This is a genomic window from Nostoc sp. UIC 10630, from assembly GCF_010747425.1.
GTDB lineage: Bacteria > Cyanobacteriota > Cyanobacteriia > Cyanobacteriales > Nostocaceae > Nostoc.
The window spans coordinates 18,459-35,868 of record NZ_JAAGOG010000013.1; the positions used below are offsets into that span (position 1 = coordinate 18,459).

At 43.1% G+C, this 17,410-nt stretch carries 12 protein-coding genes; 7 read left to right on the forward strand and 5 right to left on the reverse strand.

Translation table 11 applies throughout. The features are described 5' to 3' along the window. Window positions 1–410 precede the first annotated feature (410 nt). Together G1O98_RS05630 and G1O98_RS05635 are read left to right on the forward strand one after the other, a co-directional pair. Window positions 411–527 (forward strand): photosystem II reaction center protein I, encoded by a 117-nt coding sequence (locus tag G1O98_RS05630; protein WP_041566417.1) that lies wholly within the window; start codon window positions 411–413, stop codon window positions 525–527. A gap of 195 nt (window positions 528–722) precedes the next feature. Beyond that, the gene (locus tag G1O98_RS05635) at window positions 723–3,590 is read left to right on the forward strand and encodes a DUF3769 domain-containing protein (RefSeq protein WP_163927667.1); all 2,868 of its coding nucleotides are present in this window, start codon (window positions 723–725) and stop codon (window positions 3,588–3,590) included. Between the two features lie 342 nt (window positions 3,591–3,932). Here G1O98_RS05635 and G1O98_RS05640 read toward each other — a convergent pair whose 3' ends face one another. The 3 genes from G1O98_RS05640 to murJ all read right to left on the reverse strand — a co-directional run bounded on the left by G1O98_RS05640 (window position 3,933) and on the right by murJ (window position 6,930). Beyond that, the gene (locus tag G1O98_RS05640; protein ID WP_163927668.1) at window positions 3,933–4,211 is read right to left on the reverse strand and encodes a hypothetical protein; all 279 of its coding nucleotides are present in this window, start codon (window positions 4,209–4,211) and stop codon (window positions 3,933–3,935) included. Window positions 4,212–4,430: 219 nt separating this feature from the next. After that, window positions 4,431–4,943 carry an outer membrane beta-barrel protein gene (locus G1O98_RS05645; RefSeq protein ID WP_163927669.1) on the reverse strand — a complete coding sequence of 171 codons (513 nt, stop codon included), beginning with the start codon at window positions 4,941–4,943 and terminating at the stop codon, window positions 4,431–4,433. A 382-nt stretch (window positions 4,944–5,325) separates the two neighbouring features. Further along, window positions 5,326–6,930 carry a murein biosynthesis integral membrane protein MurJ gene (murJ, locus tag G1O98_RS05650; RefSeq protein WP_163927670.1) on the reverse strand — a complete coding sequence of 535 codons (1,605 nt, stop codon included), beginning with the start codon at window positions 6,928–6,930 and terminating at the stop codon, window positions 5,326–5,328. Between the two features lie 393 nt (window positions 6,931–7,323). Between murJ and G1O98_RS05655 the strand changes: the two genes are divergently transcribed. Beyond that, on the forward strand, window positions 7,324–10,341 hold the full coding sequence (locus G1O98_RS05655) for a GAF domain-containing protein (RefSeq protein WP_163927671.1): 3,018 nt from the start codon (window positions 7,324–7,326) through the stop codon (window positions 10,339–10,341). A gap of 72 nt (window positions 10,342–10,413) precedes the next feature. Here the strand turns inward: G1O98_RS05655 and G1O98_RS05660 are convergent, their stop codons facing one another. Together G1O98_RS05660 and G1O98_RS05665 are read right to left on the reverse strand one after the other, a co-directional pair. Further along, complete coding sequence (locus G1O98_RS05660) at window positions 10,414–10,920, reverse strand: pentapeptide repeat-containing protein (RefSeq protein ID WP_163927672.1); 507 nt, start codon at window positions 10,918–10,920, stop codon at window positions 10,414–10,416. Between the two features lie 92 nt (window positions 10,921–11,012). Next, window positions 11,013–12,533, reverse strand: a complete 1,521-nt coding sequence (locus tag G1O98_RS05665; protein WP_163927673.1) for an LCP family protein — start codon at window positions 12,531–12,533, stop codon at window positions 11,013–11,015. 115 nt (window positions 12,534–12,648) lie between these two features. On the opposite strand from G1O98_RS05665, the gene G1O98_RS05670 reads away from it, so the two are divergent. The 4 genes from G1O98_RS05670 (at window position 12,649) to G1O98_RS05685 (ending at window position 17,391) form a co-directional block, all read left to right on the forward strand. Further along, the gene (locus tag G1O98_RS05670; RefSeq protein WP_163927674.1) at window positions 12,649–13,770 is read left to right on the forward strand and encodes a mannose-1-phosphate guanylyltransferase; all 1,122 of its coding nucleotides are present in this window, start codon (window positions 12,649–12,651) and stop codon (window positions 13,768–13,770) included. Window positions 13,771–13,848: 78 nt separating this feature from the next. Continuing rightward, window positions 13,849–14,136, forward strand: a complete 288-nt coding sequence (gene yidD, locus G1O98_RS05675; protein WP_163927675.1) for a membrane protein insertion efficiency factor YidD — start codon at window positions 13,849–13,851, stop codon at window positions 14,134–14,136. Between the two features lie 30 nt (window positions 14,137–14,166). Then, a complete protein-coding gene (locus tag G1O98_RS05680; RefSeq protein ID WP_163927676.1) occupies window positions 14,167–15,810 on the forward strand; it encodes an AarF/ABC1/UbiB kinase family protein in 1,644 nt (547 codons plus the stop codon). Window positions 15,811–16,410: 600 nt separating this feature from the next. Continuing rightward, the gene (locus G1O98_RS05685) at window positions 16,411–17,391 is read left to right on the forward strand and encodes an ATP-binding cassette domain-containing protein (protein WP_163927677.1); all 981 of its coding nucleotides are present in this window, start codon (window positions 16,411–16,413) and stop codon (window positions 17,389–17,391) included. Window positions 17,392–17,410 lie beyond the last annotated feature (19 nt).

Sequence of the window (17,410 nt, forward strand, 5' to 3'; positions counted from 1 at the left end):
CCTCTGGGGATAAGGGGCGGGGGTAAAGGATAAAGGATGTATTCAAAACCTTTCCCCTTTTCCCTTTCCCCTTTAACCGAACCGTATTGTGGCAACTATTTCCCATAACCTTTATTTAATATGTTGCCTTTGGGAAGAAACTTTTGCTGTCAGTTAACGTCACGAACTGGAGTAAGCAGTTTCTGAGTTATTTTTAAGGGCATCTAAAAGTCAGACAACTGACATTTTGCACTGTTCTCAATAACTGTAGAGTAGGTACTGCTAGTCCCTAGTCTCTAAGTGCCCAGTCCCATGTCCCCACAGTCCTCTAAAAAAGGGACGAGATTTGGGTAATATAAAGTAGCTATCTTTTCTGCATGGCAGATCCTCAAAGAAAAGCTTTCTTTGTTTTACCCGTTGGAGATATTTCTATGCTGACTTTAAAAATCGCTGTTTATATTGTTGTTGCCTTCTTCGTAACTATCTTCATCTTCGGATTTTTGTCGAACGATCCTGCTCGTAACCCCGGCCGTCGGGACTTAGAGTAAAAGGGCGATAAATCATCCGCGACTTTGGAAGGCGGAAAATACTAAACGCCACAGAAACTTACTAAGCGAAATTTAGTAAGTTTCTTCCTCCAGGTAGCTTGCTGTAGGTAGCAGAAGGCGACAGTCGGAAGGCAGAATGTATGTTTATCCTTCCGTCCGTCATTTGGCTGTTTGTTAGCCCGATTTTGCTCAAATATGCTTCATCCAGTTCTGCCACCCAATCCGCCTCCTATCCTCGAATCTTTACAACCTGTAAATCCCACCTCATCTGCTAGTCATACAAAGTTTCTTTCAGTTGTAGAAACTGGAATGCAGGAAAAGACAGACAAATCCAAGCAGTCCAAGGATTTGCCTGAGTTGTCGATTGCGGGTGACACCAAGAGTAATTCGCCATTGCCAACTCCCATCAATTCAAATCAGGATGACTCAGTAGTTGCCGAAACTTCCTCTGTCCCCCATCCACCAGAAACCTTCCCACCAGAAATTTCCCCCATTACCGACTCTGGAAGTGCTGAACTTTTGGGGAAATCGCTGATGCTTGGTTATCCAACGCAGGAGATTAAAACCTCTAATGGCCAAAGTCCGAGCGTCGAACGCCGCCGCTCAGAGCTTCTCCTAAGAGCGGCGTTACGCAAACGGGAGACGCAAACAGAAGCTACTACATTGCCAAAAAAAGTTGGAGCGGAGCCTTCCCGAAGTGCAAAACATGAATCTTCTCAAAAACTCGGTGAGCGAGGTCTAACGACAAGCCGCTTTGCGTCTACGCTAAATCCCAATTCTATTGCTAGAGAAAAACAAACCTTTTTGGACTCTCTACGATTTAACTATAGGGTCTCTCCAAGTCCCCTTATCGCCCAATCTCCGCCTTCTATTCCAGTTGTCCCAAGGGTTACAACCAGCAATAAGTTAGTCGAATCCAAGGCGGAAATTTTAGCTAAGAAGTTAGGCCAGCAAAAACAGCTAAGTAACGTTACTGCGCCACAGTCTTCACAAAAAGACAATATCTCTCTATCTGCTGCCGATCTTGCACCAAGTTCTCAATCAGTACAAAATTTTATAAAATTCCAGTCTCGTAACCCGACAAAGCAACTCTCAACGCCCATCACTGTAGAATTCAGTTCCCAAGTCCAACAACAAACTCAAGCGCCAACATCTACACCACCAGTAAATACCACCAATCAGCCACAAGCACCAGCTAGCAAACCGCCAGCCCAACCGAGAATTGTAGAAGTTACTTCAGATCGGCAAGAGTATGACGAGCAACGACGAATTATTACAGCTGTTGGAAATGTAGTTGTGCGATTTGATGGGGCGGTGGTGGATGCCGATCGCTTGCAAGTTAATTTAGACAACTTAATTGCTGCGGGGGAAGGCAACGTAACTTTAACCAGGGGCGATCAGATACTTCGTGGACAACGCTTTACCTATAACTTTGTTCAAGATAATGGAGAACTCTTAAATGGTAGAGGAGAAATTTATGTGCCCTCAGCACAAACAGATTTTGCTTTCTCACCCATAGATGCAACTGCTGGTGGAGTAACAAAACGTCCGCCTAGCGATCGCATTAGAGCCAATCAGCCCCTTTCTGGTGTAAGCAGCCCTGGACAACTTGATTTTACCGTTGGGGGTCAGGCTGATGCTAGCAACCTTTCACCCCCGAAAACAGGAGGTGTAGTCAATCGGCTCAGATTTGAAGCTGAACACATTGACTTCTATCCGCAAGGCTGGCAAGCAAGGGATGTCCGCATCACCAACGATCCTTTTTCGCCTCCAGAACTAGAGTTACGCGCAGATACAGTAACTCTGACACGAGAAACACCCTTGGTAGACCGCATTAGAACACAGCGACAGCGTTTGGTATTGGATCAAAGAATCTCCTTACCAATTCCGGTGAATCAGCAGACGATTGACCGCCGGGAGCGGGACGTTACACCTGCAATAGTTTCTCCCGGCTATGATGGAGATAAGCGGGGTGGTTTGTATATTGAGCGTGGCTTTCCAGTGATCGATACAGAGAAGACAAGCTGGACTATCACGCCTCAGTTACTAGTACAGAGAGGTGTGCAAGAAGGTATAGGTAACTTAGGCTCACTGTTTGCTGTCAAGACAAAGGTAAATTCTGTTTTGAGTCCACGAGCAGTAATTGAAGGAACTGGGGAGTTAACCAGTTTTGACTTAGACAAGGTGGAAGACAATTTGCGGGTGAATTTGGGATTGCGTCAGATAATAGGCACTTCCCTTCCCCATCTCTTGAATGTGCAATATAATTACCGCGATCGCCTCTACAACGGTACTCTCGGTTTTCAAACTGTCCAGAGCAGTTTTGGGGGCATTATTACCTCTCCTGTGATTCCTTTAGGAAAAAGTGGCATCAACCTCACCTATCAGGGAAGCGCTCAGTATATCGATGCCAATACCGATCGCCAAGACTTACTAGAACCCATACGCGAAAACGATCGCATTTCACTAGGTCGTTTCCAAGCTAGTGCTGACCTCAGTACTGGGGTGTTACTGTGGCAGGGAAAACCATTACCGCCCACTGCCACCGAGGGATTACGATACACGGCTAACCCTGTAGTTCCTTACTTGCAAGCGATCGGTGGGCTTACTGGCACTACGAGTTATTACAGCAATGGTGATAACCAAAGCACCCTAACTGCGAGAATTGGTTTACAAGGACAAGTGGGTCATTTTTCTCGCCCTTTTTTCGACTATACCGCCTTTAATATTAGTTTCTCTCAAGGCTTAAATAACGGATTATCACCCTTTTTGTTCGATCGCTCCGTTGATAACAAAGTTTTGACTGCTGGGATATCACAGCAAATCTACGGCCCTTTTCGCTTAGGCTTTCAAACATCTGTTAACTTGGATACTGGTAGAGAAACCAGTACTGACTACATTTTAGAATATAGCCGTCGCACCTATGGCATCACCTTGCGTTACAATCCAGTGTTGGAATTAGGCGGCTTTAGCATCCGAATTAGTGATTTTAACTGGGGTGGCGGCACCGATCCATTTTCTGAAGTTAAACCAGTAGTAAACGGTGTGCAACAGAGTTATTAATAAGAGGTTGTTTGAAAAGTATTTTGCTGTGACTTTAGGCACTTTTAGACGCGATTTATCGCGTCTCTACATGAGGGCCTTCTGGCTTATGCCAAGCGTATTGGGATAAAACTAAAACTGGATCTGACTTGTGTGTACAGCGTAGCCTTAAAAAAAGGGGGAACCAGAATCAAAGTCCCCCAATTTATCGGAGGATTTAGGAGAATCTAGAACTTTTGATACCGACAAGAGGACTTTTCAAACATCCTCTCAGAAGGATTCAGAATTCTGAATAACCATCATCAAGTTGCTAAAATTTCTACTTGTGGAAGAATAAATCCGCATCGGGTTGGAAGTGCAGCCTCACATAGAATCGGTATGAGGAATCGCACAATTGCTTGATGCGCCCCCAGGTATTCTCAAGTTGGCATAGTCACCGCTTAATTGAACACGTGAAGGTGGTTGGTGTAGGACTGCACAGCATCTTTGAACTGCGGCTTGATATTCTCGCCATTGCTTACGGATTGCAATACTGGCGGCATCGTTACCTAAGTCTGAAAATCTTAGCCCAGCCCGAATTAGCCAAGATTCTACATCAGTTGTTTCACCCAGTATTTCTGGAATGGCATTAATCTTTTCCATGAGTAATATTTTTTATGCATATTTAAAATTGGCCATTTAACTTTAAGAAAAACTATTGATAATAGCCAATATAATTGGTTATCAAAATCATAAATAAAAATGATTAAAAATATGTCATATCTGAGCATCCATACTCAGATATGACAGAATAAATTCTATTACGGCTGGTAAACATCATTCCTTTAGCTTGCGAATAGGCTGTCTCCTAGCTCGTAATCACTAGAAGCGATAGCCTAATCCAGCTTGGAAGCTGACAGCATCAGCATCACTGTTTCTGTAGGCATCAATGCCCCATTTAGTATCGCCATAAGCAATGACATTATTGCTAACTTCTGATTCAATACCAAGGGTAACTACAGGTGCATTCTGATTCCCCAATGGGGTTTTTTGACCTTCGTCAGTTACAAAAGAATAACCACCACCGAAGTAAACGTTAGTGTTTCTGGCGATCGGCGCATCGTAAGTCACGATGGGCATAATTGCAGCAGCATCACCACCATACAGTACAGAACCCCGCAGTGAAACAGGTGCATTGGGAAGGGCGTAACGTCCTTGAATATTACCGCCAATTTGTGATTCATCGTTTCCTTGTCCGCCACTGGTTGCACCAACTGCAACACCAGCACCAATATAATTACCGTTTGTACCGGCTGTTTGAGCAGAAGCAATTCCTGCCGAGAGGACAATGGAAGCAACAGCAAGTGCAGAGGCAGCTAATTTTGTAAATTTCATAGAATTTTTCTCACTAGAGTTAGGTAAAATCAATGTTCTCTAGTACTAGAATCTCTTTTTTTACAAAATGTAACCTCGCACACCTGGTTCACCCTACTGGCTGAATTATTTCTCACCCACTTGGGTGTACTAACTGAAATATTTAATTGAAGAATTCAGAATTCAGAATTTAGGAGTCAGAATTCAGGATTCATAATTCAGGAGTCAGAACAAGAAAGTGGAAGATTCAGATCCACCACCCTCTTGTCTTTACGCTGCGTTATCCGCTTTCTCTGACTCCAAGTTCATGCTGTTAGCGGATAGCTAGGGTTTAGCTCATTCTGACCGGAGGCGGAGCGTCTCCGGCTCCGCTCCTGACTCCTGAATTCTATTTAAATAACAGTTATTTCTTTAAAAAGCGTTGACGTAGGCGAGATATAAAAATATTCACCTCTGGTATTCTCATCCAGGAAGCGATCGCAGCAAACACCGCAATTCCTACGAAGCCAGATACACACAACTGCGACAACAGAACCAGTAAACCCGTTTTACCTAACAACTGTTGAGTAGCAACCAAAGTTCCATAGCTGGCTACCCCAGCGACAACACTAGCCGCAGTCAAACCCAGAATTGGTACACTCCACTCACGCCAAGGTAAACCATTGAGTTTGCGATCGAGCAACCATAAGAGCATCAACAGGGAACTGCAATTTACGCCTACTGTAGCTAATACCAAACCGGGAGCGCCAAAAGGTCCAACTAAAATCCAATCCAGCACAGCATTGAGAAAGATATTAAAAGTACTGATGCGAAAAGGTGTCTGCCCATCACCCAAGGCATAAAATACCCGCACCAAGACATCACGCCCCAAATAAGCAAACATCCCAATCCCGTAAACGATTAGCAATTCGGAAACTAGCTGCGTAGCATCTTCCGTAAAAGCACCCCGCTCATATATTACCTGGACAATTGGTACAGATAGCACTACCATTAACGCTCCTAGAGGTAGCATGGTTACAGCACTAAGTAGGAGTCCCTGACGAATACGTAATTTGAGATCGTCCCAATTTTCTGGTTCGGCAAGTTTGGCAAATATCGGTAATAGAGGCAGCAAAATGATATTAGAAATAATCCCTAACGGAGTTTGCACTAATAAATTGGCATAGTTAAATCCTGCCGCTGCACCAGGGATAGGACTTGCGAAGTAAAGCACAGTAGCAAAGTTAATTGGCATCATCCCGGAAGAAATTGTTGCCGGAGTCATGATTCTAATAACTTCTTGAACACCGGGGGATTTAAAATCAAACCGCAGGCGTAACGTACCTAACCCTAACCGCCACTGGACAATTAGCTGCACCAGCCATTGGAGAATTGCTCCTGCTAAGGTTCCCCAGGCTAATACCATACCACCAATCAAAGCGTATTCTGGCTTGATAATGTCCTTGCCCAATTGCATGGTCATGAAAGCAATGCCGATAATAACGGTAATGCTAGATAACAGAGGGCTGATGGAGAGTAACCAATATTGATTGGCTGCATTAAGAGTACCGAAGCCAATACCAATTAAACCGGCAAACAAAGCCATTGGTGCCATAATGCGGAGTTGTTGAATGGCGATCGCTCTGGTTGTCTCTTCCAAACCATGACCGACTATATCAACGATCGCATCCGCAAATAAAACTTGAGCAACTGTCACCAGCAACAGTACTCCAGCCACCAGTGTTGTCACGGTTTCCACTAAAGGAGCCGCTTCTTCTCGCCGCCGCTTGGCTAAAACGCTGACAACTGCACTGTGTAATGGCCCATTGACACCACCGAGTAAGATCAATAGAAAGCCAGGGATAATATAGGCGTAGCTATAGGCGGTAGCAGCAGCACCAACACCAAAAGCCGCAGCGATCGCTTGCTGCCGCACTAAACCGAAGACTTTACTAATTAATGTGGCTGCGGCAACAATGCCAGCAATTCCAGCGAAAGAACGAGAGGGTTTTTGGTCTTGTTGTGTCACGAATAATACCCGACAACTCTTACAGAGTGCATACTTTAAAACATTTAACCTGAAATTCCGCAGTCTGTCAGGTAAATTTTGGCAAATCAGTCATTAGTTTATAGTCATTTTAAGTGCGATGCCTGCGGGGGGCAGAGCGAAATTAATCGAATTAGCTCTTAGTAAGGGCTAGAGCCGCTTACTACAAACCTTGAATTATTCATGTCTTTTGTTGTACACAAGCCAAAATTATTTTTTAAACCATTACGAGGATAGATCAAGAAAGGGGAACTATAACAATAGCCAGCTTCTGGGAAATAGTTGAAAACTGTAAAAATTTGCAGTTTGTCATATTTTTGACTCATGAAGTTTGGTATTAGGAACCCTTGTATAAAAACGATATAATCCAGAGCAATGGAACCCAATTCAAATTTCACAGAAAATCAACTTCTATTGTCAAGCGCTCAACTTCAAGAGCAACTAGATCAACAAAAGGCTCTGGCGAGTGTAATTGTGCGAATTCGGGAGTCTCTTGACTTAGAAACGATTTTTCAAACTACCGCTACAGAAGTGCGTCTACTGCTAAATGCTGACCGTGTAGCAGTCTTCCAGTTTGACCTAGAAAAAGACTGGGAAGGAGAATTTGTTTCTGAAGATGTTGCACCTGGTTGGACTTCGGCGTTAAAAGTAAAAGTTTACGACCATTGCTTTGGAGAACAATTTGCTTCCAGTTATCAACAAGGTCGAGTCCAAGCAGTAGCCGATATTTACAATGCCGGACTGAGTGATTGCCATGCCGCAATTTTGAGTAAATTTCAGGTCAAGGCCAATCTTGTTGTCCCTTTATCGCGCCAGAAAGAACTGTGGGGATTGCTTTGCATTCATCAGTGCAGTGAGGCTCGTAACTGGAAAGAATCGGAAATTGAATTTATTCGTCAAATTGCTGACCATCTGACAGTTGCGATTCAACAAGCAAAGCATCTTCACGAAGTGCAATTACAAGCTGCAAAATTGGCTCAAGCGGCTCAACGCGACCAAGTAATTGCTCAGATTGTCGATAAAATTCGCTCACCCCTTGATATTAAAACCATCTTTAAAACCACAACTCAAGAAATACGCAAGCTGTTGCAAGCTGACCGAGTTGCCATCTTTAGCTTTAATGCCGATTGGAGTGGTAACTTTGTTGCTGAATCATTTGCTGAAGGATGGACTCCCTTAGTTGGCGTTCAGCCGACAATTTTTGATACTTATTTACAACAGACACAAGGCGGACGTTATGTTAACAACGAGACATTTACAGTCAATGACATTTACCAAGCTGGATTAACAGACTGTCATGTAACTCTGTTGGAGCAATTCCAGGCAAAAGCCTTTGCAACTGCCCCTATTCTCCAAGGAGACAAACTTTGGGGAGTCATTGCTGCTTACCAAAATGTCTCACCTAGACAGTGGCAATCTTATGAAGTCGAATCACTAACCAAAATCGGCACACAAATTGGTGTGGCACTGCGACACTATAAGTTGCTGGAACACGCTCAGTACCAAGCAGAGCAACAAAAGACATTAACTAGCGTGATTACTCGAATTCGAGAGTCCCTAGATTTAGATACAATCTTCCAAACAACTGTCACCGAGGCACGGAAAATGCTGCAAGCAGACCGAGTGGCAGTCTTTCGGTTTGACCCACAAAAAGATTGGGAAGGAGAATTTATTTCTGAGGATGTTGTACCTGAGTGTAACTCGGTAATAGCAGAAAAAGTTTATGATTATTGCTTCGGTGAAAACTTTGTATCCCTTTATGCACAGGGTCGAGTAAATGCGATCGCTGATATTTATCAAGCAAAGTTTCCAGGTTGCTACATCCAAATTCTAGAAAAATTTCAAGTGCGGGCAAATTTGGTCGCACCTCTATTGAAAAAAGGTGAACTTTGGGGATTGCTGTGTATTCATCAATGCACCGCTTCTCGTTACTGGCAACCCTCTGAAATTGAATTTGCCAGTCAAATAGTCGAGCAATTGGGAGTCGCATTAAAACAGGATTCTTATTTAAAGCAAGTTCAAATGCAGGTTGTCCAGTTAGCAGAAGCCACTGAACGCGAGAAAGCAATGGAAAGACAAGAATTGCTGGCTGCAACCATTGATAAAATCCGCCAGTCACTTGATATTAAAACTATTTTTAGAACCACTACTCAAGCAGTGCGAGAATTGCTCGAAGTCGAGCGAGTTGCAATCTACCGCTTCAACGCAGATTGGAGCGGTAAATTTGTGGCAGATTCCTTTAAAGATGGTTGGAAACCTGTTGCACAAGCCCAACCAATGATTATAAAAACCTTTGAGGGCACAGACGATGATAATGAACTGCCGCGCAACGAAACTTTTGTTCCCATTCGACAAGGCGAAAAATTATGGGGATTATTAGTTGCTTATCAAAATTCGCAACCGCGCTATTGGAAAGAGGAAGAAATAAATTTACTAGCTCAAGTAGCTGTGCAATTTGGAATTGCGATTCAGCAAGCGGAATTACTCGAACAAACTAAACGTCAAACCTTAGAACTGACTCAAGCCCTGCAAGAATTAAAACAAACTCAGACCAGGTTAATTCAGGGTGAAAAAATGGCAGGTTTAGGACAACTACTTGCAGGAGTCGCTCATGAAATCAACAATCCTGTGAGTTTTATTTTTGGCAATCTTATACATTTAAATGAATATATTCAAGAACTACTGAATGCAGTAAAAATTTACCGTCAAAACTCCTCTCTACCGCCAACTGTCCAAGAAAAAATTGACAATAATGATTTGGATTTTATCATCGAAGATTTACCCAAAACTCTTGATTCAATGAAAATAGGAACAGAGCGAATTCATGATATTGTACTATCACTGCGAAACTTCTCTCGTACAGATGAAGCTGAATTGAAGGCAGTAGATATTCATGAGGGATTAGATAGTACTTTGCTGATTTTAGGGCATCGGCTCAAAAACAATAATGAACGCCCAGCTATTGAGATTGTTAAAGAATATGCTACTTTACCTTTACTCGAATGCTATCCCTCACAATTAAATCAAGTGTTTATGAATCTGTTGAGTAACAGTATTGATGCATTAGAGGAAAAGTTTAAAGCTATACAGCAAAGGTATTTGAAGTTATCTCAACGGTGTCCGATGATACCTTTGACTATCTGGATTAGTACGCAAACCGTTAATAACCAGATTGTAATTAGAATAGCTGATAATGGTCTGGGAATTCCAGAAGAAGTGCGATCGCACATGTTTGATCCCTTCTTCACTACTAAAGCACCAGGTAAAGGTACTGGGTTAGGATTGTCTATCAGCTATCAAATAGTAGTTGAAAAACATCATGGTCAAATTAAATGTTATTCTAAACCGGGAGAAGGAACTGAGTTTTTGATTGAAATTCCTAGCAGTAATTAGAGGCGACTGGTTTTTGACAATTCTCAGTCAATCGGTAAAATATCTCTTTTTTATACTCAACGCTGAGATTCTTTACTTACAACCCAAACTATCTCGCGTTGACACACCCGTAACTGGATTTACGCCATCGGCTCTTTCACACATTAGTGACACTTGATAACGGTCAATCAAAGCGTCGGTAAAATCAGCACCTGTAATTTCGGCATCGAAAAAACGGCTGCGGGTCAAAGTTGCTTCTGTAAAAATGGCACTTTTTAGGTTAGCACCATCCATAGTGGCGCGATCGACTAAAGCGCCGCTCAAGTTCGCGCCTTCCAAATTTGCTTTTAACAAAACTCCTTTAGTGAGAATTGCGTTGGTTAAATTCGCTCCTTGGAAATTCGTCCCCCGCATTTCTGCTGCTACAAAAGTCACACCTGCCAAATCAGCATTAGAAAAATCACGATTTTCTAAATTTATATTGTTGTAGTTAATTGTGTTGAGTTGAGCAAAAGCCGGTTTGGGATTAAGTATTATCCAGCAAAATGCTAGTATCAAAATTACAATCCAACCCAAAAAGCGTAGTAAAATCTTTTTCATAACTTTATTATTTGTCCTTTGTCCTTTGTCATTAGTCCTTTGTCATTTAACTAATGACTAATGACTAATGACTAATGACTAATGACCAATGACTATTTCCAATCTTTACCAATCCGAATTGTGAGGTCAGATTCTAAATCACCAATCGCTGACACCTCAATTTGACCCAAGCCTAAGACTTTTTGCAAATCAACACCAACTCGCCGATTGCCTTTTTGGACAATAATCTGAGTTTGACGTTGGGTATCTGGCCAATCAGGTACTTTGTAAATATTAGTAAAGCCTTTCTGTTTCAGATAAGCAATAACTTTTTCAGTTAGCTGAGGTTGATTGGAGGCATTTTGAATAGCAATTTTGAGGTTAGGAACCTGACGCATATCTGGTTTCAGACCAGGTACATTTACCCCAACATAATCATTCAACAGGCTCTGTTGTCCAGTCATATTTAGCCAATAGCTATCAGGGTCTTTGCTAAAGCGGCTAAACGTACCAGGCAATACCGTCATTTGGAAATTATCTCGATCTAGGTTGAGACCAAAGTTCACCAACGCCATCATTTCTTCCATCTTCAGGTTGGTGTCAAAGTATTTTCGCATTAAGCGAGTTAATTGAGGCAACCTCGGTAAGATGGTAGGACTATTTAAGCGTTGCAACAATGCTGCTGTTAGTGCTTGCTGACGCTGCACTCTTGGCAAATCTCCCAAACCTGGTTCGCGGAACCGCACAAACTGTTCTGCTTGTTCGCCGTTGAGGGTTTGCCAGCCACTGACTAAATTAATCGACAGGCGACTGCTGGAGTCCTTATACGTCATTGATTGGGGAACAAAGACCTCTACCCCACCTAACTGATCGACTAACTGCCGTAAGCCGCTAGTAGAAATACGGATGTAGCGATCAATTGGGGCGTTGTTTAAGGTACGGCTAACTACCCGTGCTGCCAAGACTGGGCCGCCTTTAGCATTGGCATCAGATACCTTAGTTAATCCCTTCTCTCCCTTTTCGGGGATGGCAATCATCGTATCTTTAGGAATGGAAAGCACCCTTACAGATTTTTCACCAGGGTTAAGCCGTACTAACAGCATGGAGTCGCTTTTGCCAGCAAAGCTTTCTGGTGAACCATCAACAGTACTGTTAACTGGTTCAATCCCCATAATTAAGATATTCATGGGTCGTGAAAGCTGATACTGGGAAAGTTTGCTCCACAACTCCCCTGGTAGAGGTATTTTTAACTCGTCTTTAATATTGGTTCCTAAATCTTCATCTGTTCGATCGAGATTGCTCCACAAGGGAGTCCACAGTGCTAACGTCGAGACTAGCAGCCCAGATAAGATGATGCCGATGACAACCGTCATGATCCACAACAACCAACGAGGCATGGTTAAGCCCAGTCTCTCGTAAAGCTGATTGGGAATCGCGCCCACAGATTCGACGACGCTACGATTCGGATTGGCTGGCTGGTTTAGTTCGACATCCTCCTCCTCTGAGTCGGCTACTGGTGCAGGCGTTACCTGATTTTCCGTGCGTTGAATTTGCTGCGATCGCATCTCCGTTTCGAATTCTATTACTTGCTGAGATGTAACCGGATTTTCCGACCATTCGACTTGTTTTATCACAATTATCTCCCCACTCAACCACTCCCTAAAAGTATGTTAATCCAAGCTACAGATATTGCCAGTGGAAAGGCTCACTGTAAACTTATAATGTTCTTCGGTAGGCGTGTATGACAACATGAATACTTTATTGTTCCCCGTAATCCTGGCTGGTGGTAAAGGTGAACGTTTTTGGCCCCTGAGCCGCAAAGACCGACCTAAGCAATTTTTAAGTCTTGATGGTAGCTCTAGAAGTTTATTACAAGCAACCGCCGATCGATTGATAAAACTCGGTGGCGGTGAGTCCAGCGCGGTCTTGGGGGTTTCCCCCATGAGCGACTGGCGAACCCGAACGGGGTGGGATTCCTTGTGGGTGATCACTTCTAGTCAGATAGCTGAAGGGGTACGACAACAATTACCTGATCTACCAGTTGAAAACTTACTGATTGAGTCGGAAGGCAGAGACACAGCCGCAGCCGTTGCTTGGGCAAGTTTAGAAATCAAACAGCGCTATGGAGAAGACGCTGTTATTGGCTTTTTCCCTGCTGACCACTGGATTGCTAACGAAGAAGCGTTTGCACACACATTAAGCGCGGCTACGCAACTGGCAGCAAGCACAGCAGCGATCGTTACACTGGGGATCAAGCCTACTTTTCCATCAACCGGTTACGGCTACATTGAACAAGGTGAAAAGATAGGTAGCTTTAATGAGTTGCCAGCTTATCACGTGAACCGCTTTACTGAAAAGCCCAACCGCGAAACGGCAGAGACTTTTTTATCTACGGAGCGCTTTAGCTGGAATAGTGGAATGTTCGTTTTTCGGGCAGGGGTTGTTCTCAAGGAACTACATACCCATGCTCCAGAAATTATCGAACCTTTAGAACAACAGGGTCCTGATATCTATCCCCAGTTGCCTAAGAAGAGTATAGACTATGCCCTAATGGAAAAGACAACTCTAGCATACGTTTTGCCAGTTGATTTTGGTTGGGATGATTTAGGAGATTGGAATGCGATCGAGCGGTTACTCAAAACAGAAGAGAATCCCAATGTAGAACTCGCTACCCACGTAGGTCTAGATACGCAGGGGGCGATTATTTATGCCTCAAATCCAGAGGATGTAGTTGTTACAATTGGTTTAGAGGACGTGGTGATTGTGCGCGATCGCAATGTCACCCTCGTTGTTAAAAAAGAACGTACCCAGGAAATTAAGCAGATCCTTAAAATTCTCCAAAGCGATTCTCGATTTACTGACCTGCTGTAAAAGTTAGAACCCTTGGCAGAGGCTAAAAAGTCTGTTTTCCTATTATAACTTGACTGTCTGTTATTTTATCTGACAGTTATGAACATTATTAGCTTTGAGCCTCTCGCCAAGACAATGGCAATCGAGTCTATTACAGCCTATCAAAAATATATTTCTCCTTCCAAAGGATTTAGTTGTTCCCATCGCTTATTACACGGTGGGGATTCCTGCTCTAATTACGTCAAACGAATGCTGAGTGAACAGAAACTCCACGAAGCCGTACAATCATCCATAAAAAGATTCCAAGACTGTGGCGCAGCTAGCAAAACTTTAAAAGCTAAAGCCAACTTCCGTTGTATTGTCATCCCCTGTTGTTTACCTCTTTAACTCCCTGCGTCTTTGCAGTTATTTACAAAAATGTTCCTCACCCAAACTGTTCCCCGTCAACGAGAAATTCTTGAAGTATTCCTTCGCAATGGCTGGGACTATATGCGAAGGTTACTTACTGGTGGCAAAGCTGATGAACCACAGTTACCTACACCTGCGGTTTTAAAAAATATCTTGGTAGACTTGGGGCCAGTTTACGTCAAACTTGGCCAGCTAATGTCTACACGTCCAGATTTACTGAACGCTGCCTACATTGAGGAACTATCAACCCTACAAGACGAAGTACCACCAGTTCCTTGGTCAGAAATAGAAATAATCCTTCGCAAAGAATTAAAACGTCCACTAGCAGAAACCTTTAAGACAGTTAACCCGATCCCCGTAGCGGCGGGATCAATTGCCCAGACACATCGCGCTACATTAGCAGATGGTCGAGAAGTCGCTCTAAAAGTACAACGTCCGGGAATCGATCTGACTATTGCCCAAGATATTGCTTTAATTCAAGGTATTGCCGATTTAGTGGCGCGGACTGAATTTGGGCAAACCTACGAAATCAAATCCATTGCTGAAGAATTCACCAAAGCCCTAGAAGCCGAGTTAGATTTTACACGGGAAGCGGGTTTTACAGACCAACTGCGGCGCAACTTATCTAAAAGTCGCTGGTTTGATCCCACGCAAATAGTGGTTGCAGAGATTAACTGGGAATTGACCACAGAAAAATTACTGGTGATGGAATGGTTAGATGGAGTACCATTCTTGTCGGCAGATTTAAACAATAATAATGGTAAAGACCCTGCCGTAGAGCGTAAAGAAATAACTACTTTGTTATTTCGGGTATTTTTTCAGCAACTATATATTGATGGCTTTTTTCATGCCGATCCCCATCCCGGAAACTTGTTTTATCTCACAGATGGGCGTGTTGCTCTCTTAGACTGTGGGATGGTGGGAAGACTTGATCCCCGCACACAGCAGATATTAACAGAGATGTTGTTAGCGATCGTTGATTTAGATGCTCAAAGGTGCGCTCAGTTAACTTTGCAGCTATCAGATTCTGCTCAACCAGTTATTTTGTCGCGGTTAGAAAATGATTACGATCGCATGTTGCGAAAGTATCACAATGTCAGCTTAACGCAAATCAACTTCAGTCAGATAATTTATGAAGTTTTACAAGTAGCCCGTAACAATAAAATTAGATTACCTAGCAATATGGGTTTGTATGCCAAAACCCTAGCAAATTTAGAGGGTGTAGCGCGGACATTCAACCCAGAGCTTAATTTTTTCGATGAAGTTAAACCATTAATTACAGACTTGTTTCGTCGGCAATTATTGGGCGATAATCCAGTGCGATCGCTATTACGGACAGCCTTAGATATTAAAAGTCTGTCTCTCCAATCTCCTCGCCAAATAGAACTGTTATTAGACCGAGTTACCTCAGAAACCTTACAGTGGAATCTATCGCTGCGGGGTTTAGATGGCGTGCGGCGCACGATGGACGATGCGGCTAACCGACTATCTTTTAGTATACTAGTAGGTTCGCTGATTATGGGTGCAGCAATTATTTCCACCAGAGCGCAGACAACTCAGCTATCTTTTTTAAGCACTATCCTGTTTGCCGTTGCTAGTTTATTGGGTTTGTGGTTAATTATCAGTACATTGCGATCGGGACGTTTGCGGTAAAGTCTATGTGTTGTGCATAATACCCACCAAGAAGGGGAAAAGGGGAAGGGGAAAGGGCAATACACTAATGTTCTTTTCCCCAAAAGGTATGAAGCCCCTATTTTTAAATATGGAGAATAAAAAAACAAGATTTTTAAGGCACGTAGTGCGATAACTTAGCAGTGTCTATATTTGAAACCCCTGCTTTTAAGTATGGGGTTCCCTTTCCCCTTTTCCCCTTTCCCTTTCTTCATCACAGTCAATCATGATATGTCACTGCCGAAAATCTCTACTTTCCTATTTGGAACCACAGTAGAAGAATCCAGAAGTCAGAATCAAAAAAACTCTCACTCGCTATCCACTTTATTGGTCAAAATTCAATCCTGTTAGCGGATAGCTAGGGTTTAGCCCATTCTGACCGGAGACGCTCCGCCTCCGGCTCCGCTCCTGAATTCTGTTTAGTTAAACACCGATGATTTACGTCTGTCTGTATACATCCGTGGTTCTATAGGACTCCGATTTGATTTCTGAAAACATACTGAGACTGAAAAGCCCATTTTCTCAGGTTTTTATCTGAAATATTGTTCAAAAATCAGATATGAGCCCTATAATATAAAAAATATGTCAATCATCGTTGCTAAAAATCTGAGTAAATTTTATCCAGTCGCAGTTAAAAGCCCAGGTATTAAAGGAACAATCACCCATCTTTTCCGCCGCACCTACCGCTCAATTAAAGCAGTGCAGGATGTTTCCTTTGAAATTGCCCCCGGTGAAGTAGTGGGGTTTTTGGGCCCAAATGGTGCTGGGAAAACCACCACACTAAAAATGCTCACGGGGCTGATTCATCCCTCTAGCGGTACAGTTCAAGTAGCTGGACAAATTCCGTTTCAGCGTAAAGAAGCATTTTTGCAAAAAATTACCTTGGTAATGGGGCAAAAGCAGCAGCTAATTTGGGACTTACCAGCGCTGGATTCTTTGAGAATTAATGCTGCTGTATACAACATCTCTGATAAAGAGTTTCAACGGCGGGTAGGAGAATTAACAGAGATGCTTTCCCTAGAAGGCAAACTGACCCAACCAGTACGGAAGCTATCTTTGGGTGAGCGGATGAAGGCAGAATTGCTAGCAGCACTTTTGCATCGTCCCCATGTATTGTTCCTAGATGAACCGACTCTGGGACTAGATGTAAATGCTCAGGTGGCGGTACGCGATTTTTTGCGCGACTACAATCAGCGTTATCAGGCTACAGTGCTGTTGACGAGTCATTACATGGCTGATATTACAGCTTTGTGTCAACGAGTGCTGTTGATTCACCAAGGAAGCCTGATGTATGACGGTAGTTTAGATGGACTACTAGAACGTTTTGCTCCTTACCGAGAAGTCCATATAGAGTTAGCCCAACCTCTACCAATGGAAAAACTTATGACTTATGGGGATGTGCAACTCTTAGAAGGGCGATCGGTGCATTTTATGGTATCTAGAGAGGTGCTTACCCGCACGGTATCTAAGATTTTGACGGATTTGGAGGTAATTGATTTAACTGTCACTGAACCACCTGTAGAAGAAGTAATTGGGCGAGTTTTTCAGGCAGGTGTTGTGTAGCGATCGCTGCCAGAATATA

Bases quoted from the DNA above. Each gene is read 5' to 3' on its own strand.
- G1O98_RS05670 (WP_163927674.1), top strand. From the start codon at position 12,649: ATGAATACTTTATTGTTCCCCGTAATCCTGGCTGGTGGTAAAGGTGAA.
- G1O98_RS05685 (WP_163927677.1), top strand. From the start codon at position 16,411: ATGTCAATCATCGTTGCTAAAAATCTGAGTAAATTTTATCCAGTCGCA.
- G1O98_RS05655 (WP_163927671.1), top strand. From the start codon at position 7,324: ATGGAACCCAATTCAAATTTCACAGAAAATCAACTTCTATTGTCAAGC.
- G1O98_RS05630 (WP_041566417.1), top strand. From the start codon at position 411: ATGCTGACTTTAAAAATCGCTGTTTATATTGTTGTTGCCTTCTTCGTA.
- G1O98_RS05680 (WP_163927676.1), top strand. From the start codon at position 14,167: ATGTTCCTCACCCAAACTGTTCCCCGTCAACGAGAAATTCTTGAAGTA.
- G1O98_RS05640 (WP_163927668.1), bottom strand. From the start codon at position 4,211: ATGGAAAAGATTAATGCCATTCCAGAAATACTGGGTGAAACAACTGAT.
- G1O98_RS05660 (WP_163927672.1), bottom strand. From the start codon at position 10,920: ATGAAAAAGATTTTACTACGCTTTTTGGGTTGGATTGTAATTTTGATA.
- G1O98_RS05645 (WP_163927669.1), bottom strand. From the start codon at position 4,943: ATGAAATTTACAAAATTAGCTGCCTCTGCACTTGCTGTTGCTTCCATT.
- G1O98_RS05635 (WP_163927667.1), top strand. From the start codon at position 723: ATGCTTCATCCAGTTCTGCCACCCAATCCGCCTCCTATCCTCGAATCT.
- yidD (WP_163927675.1), top strand. From the start codon at position 13,849: ATGAACATTATTAGCTTTGAGCCTCTCGCCAAGACAATGGCAATCGAG.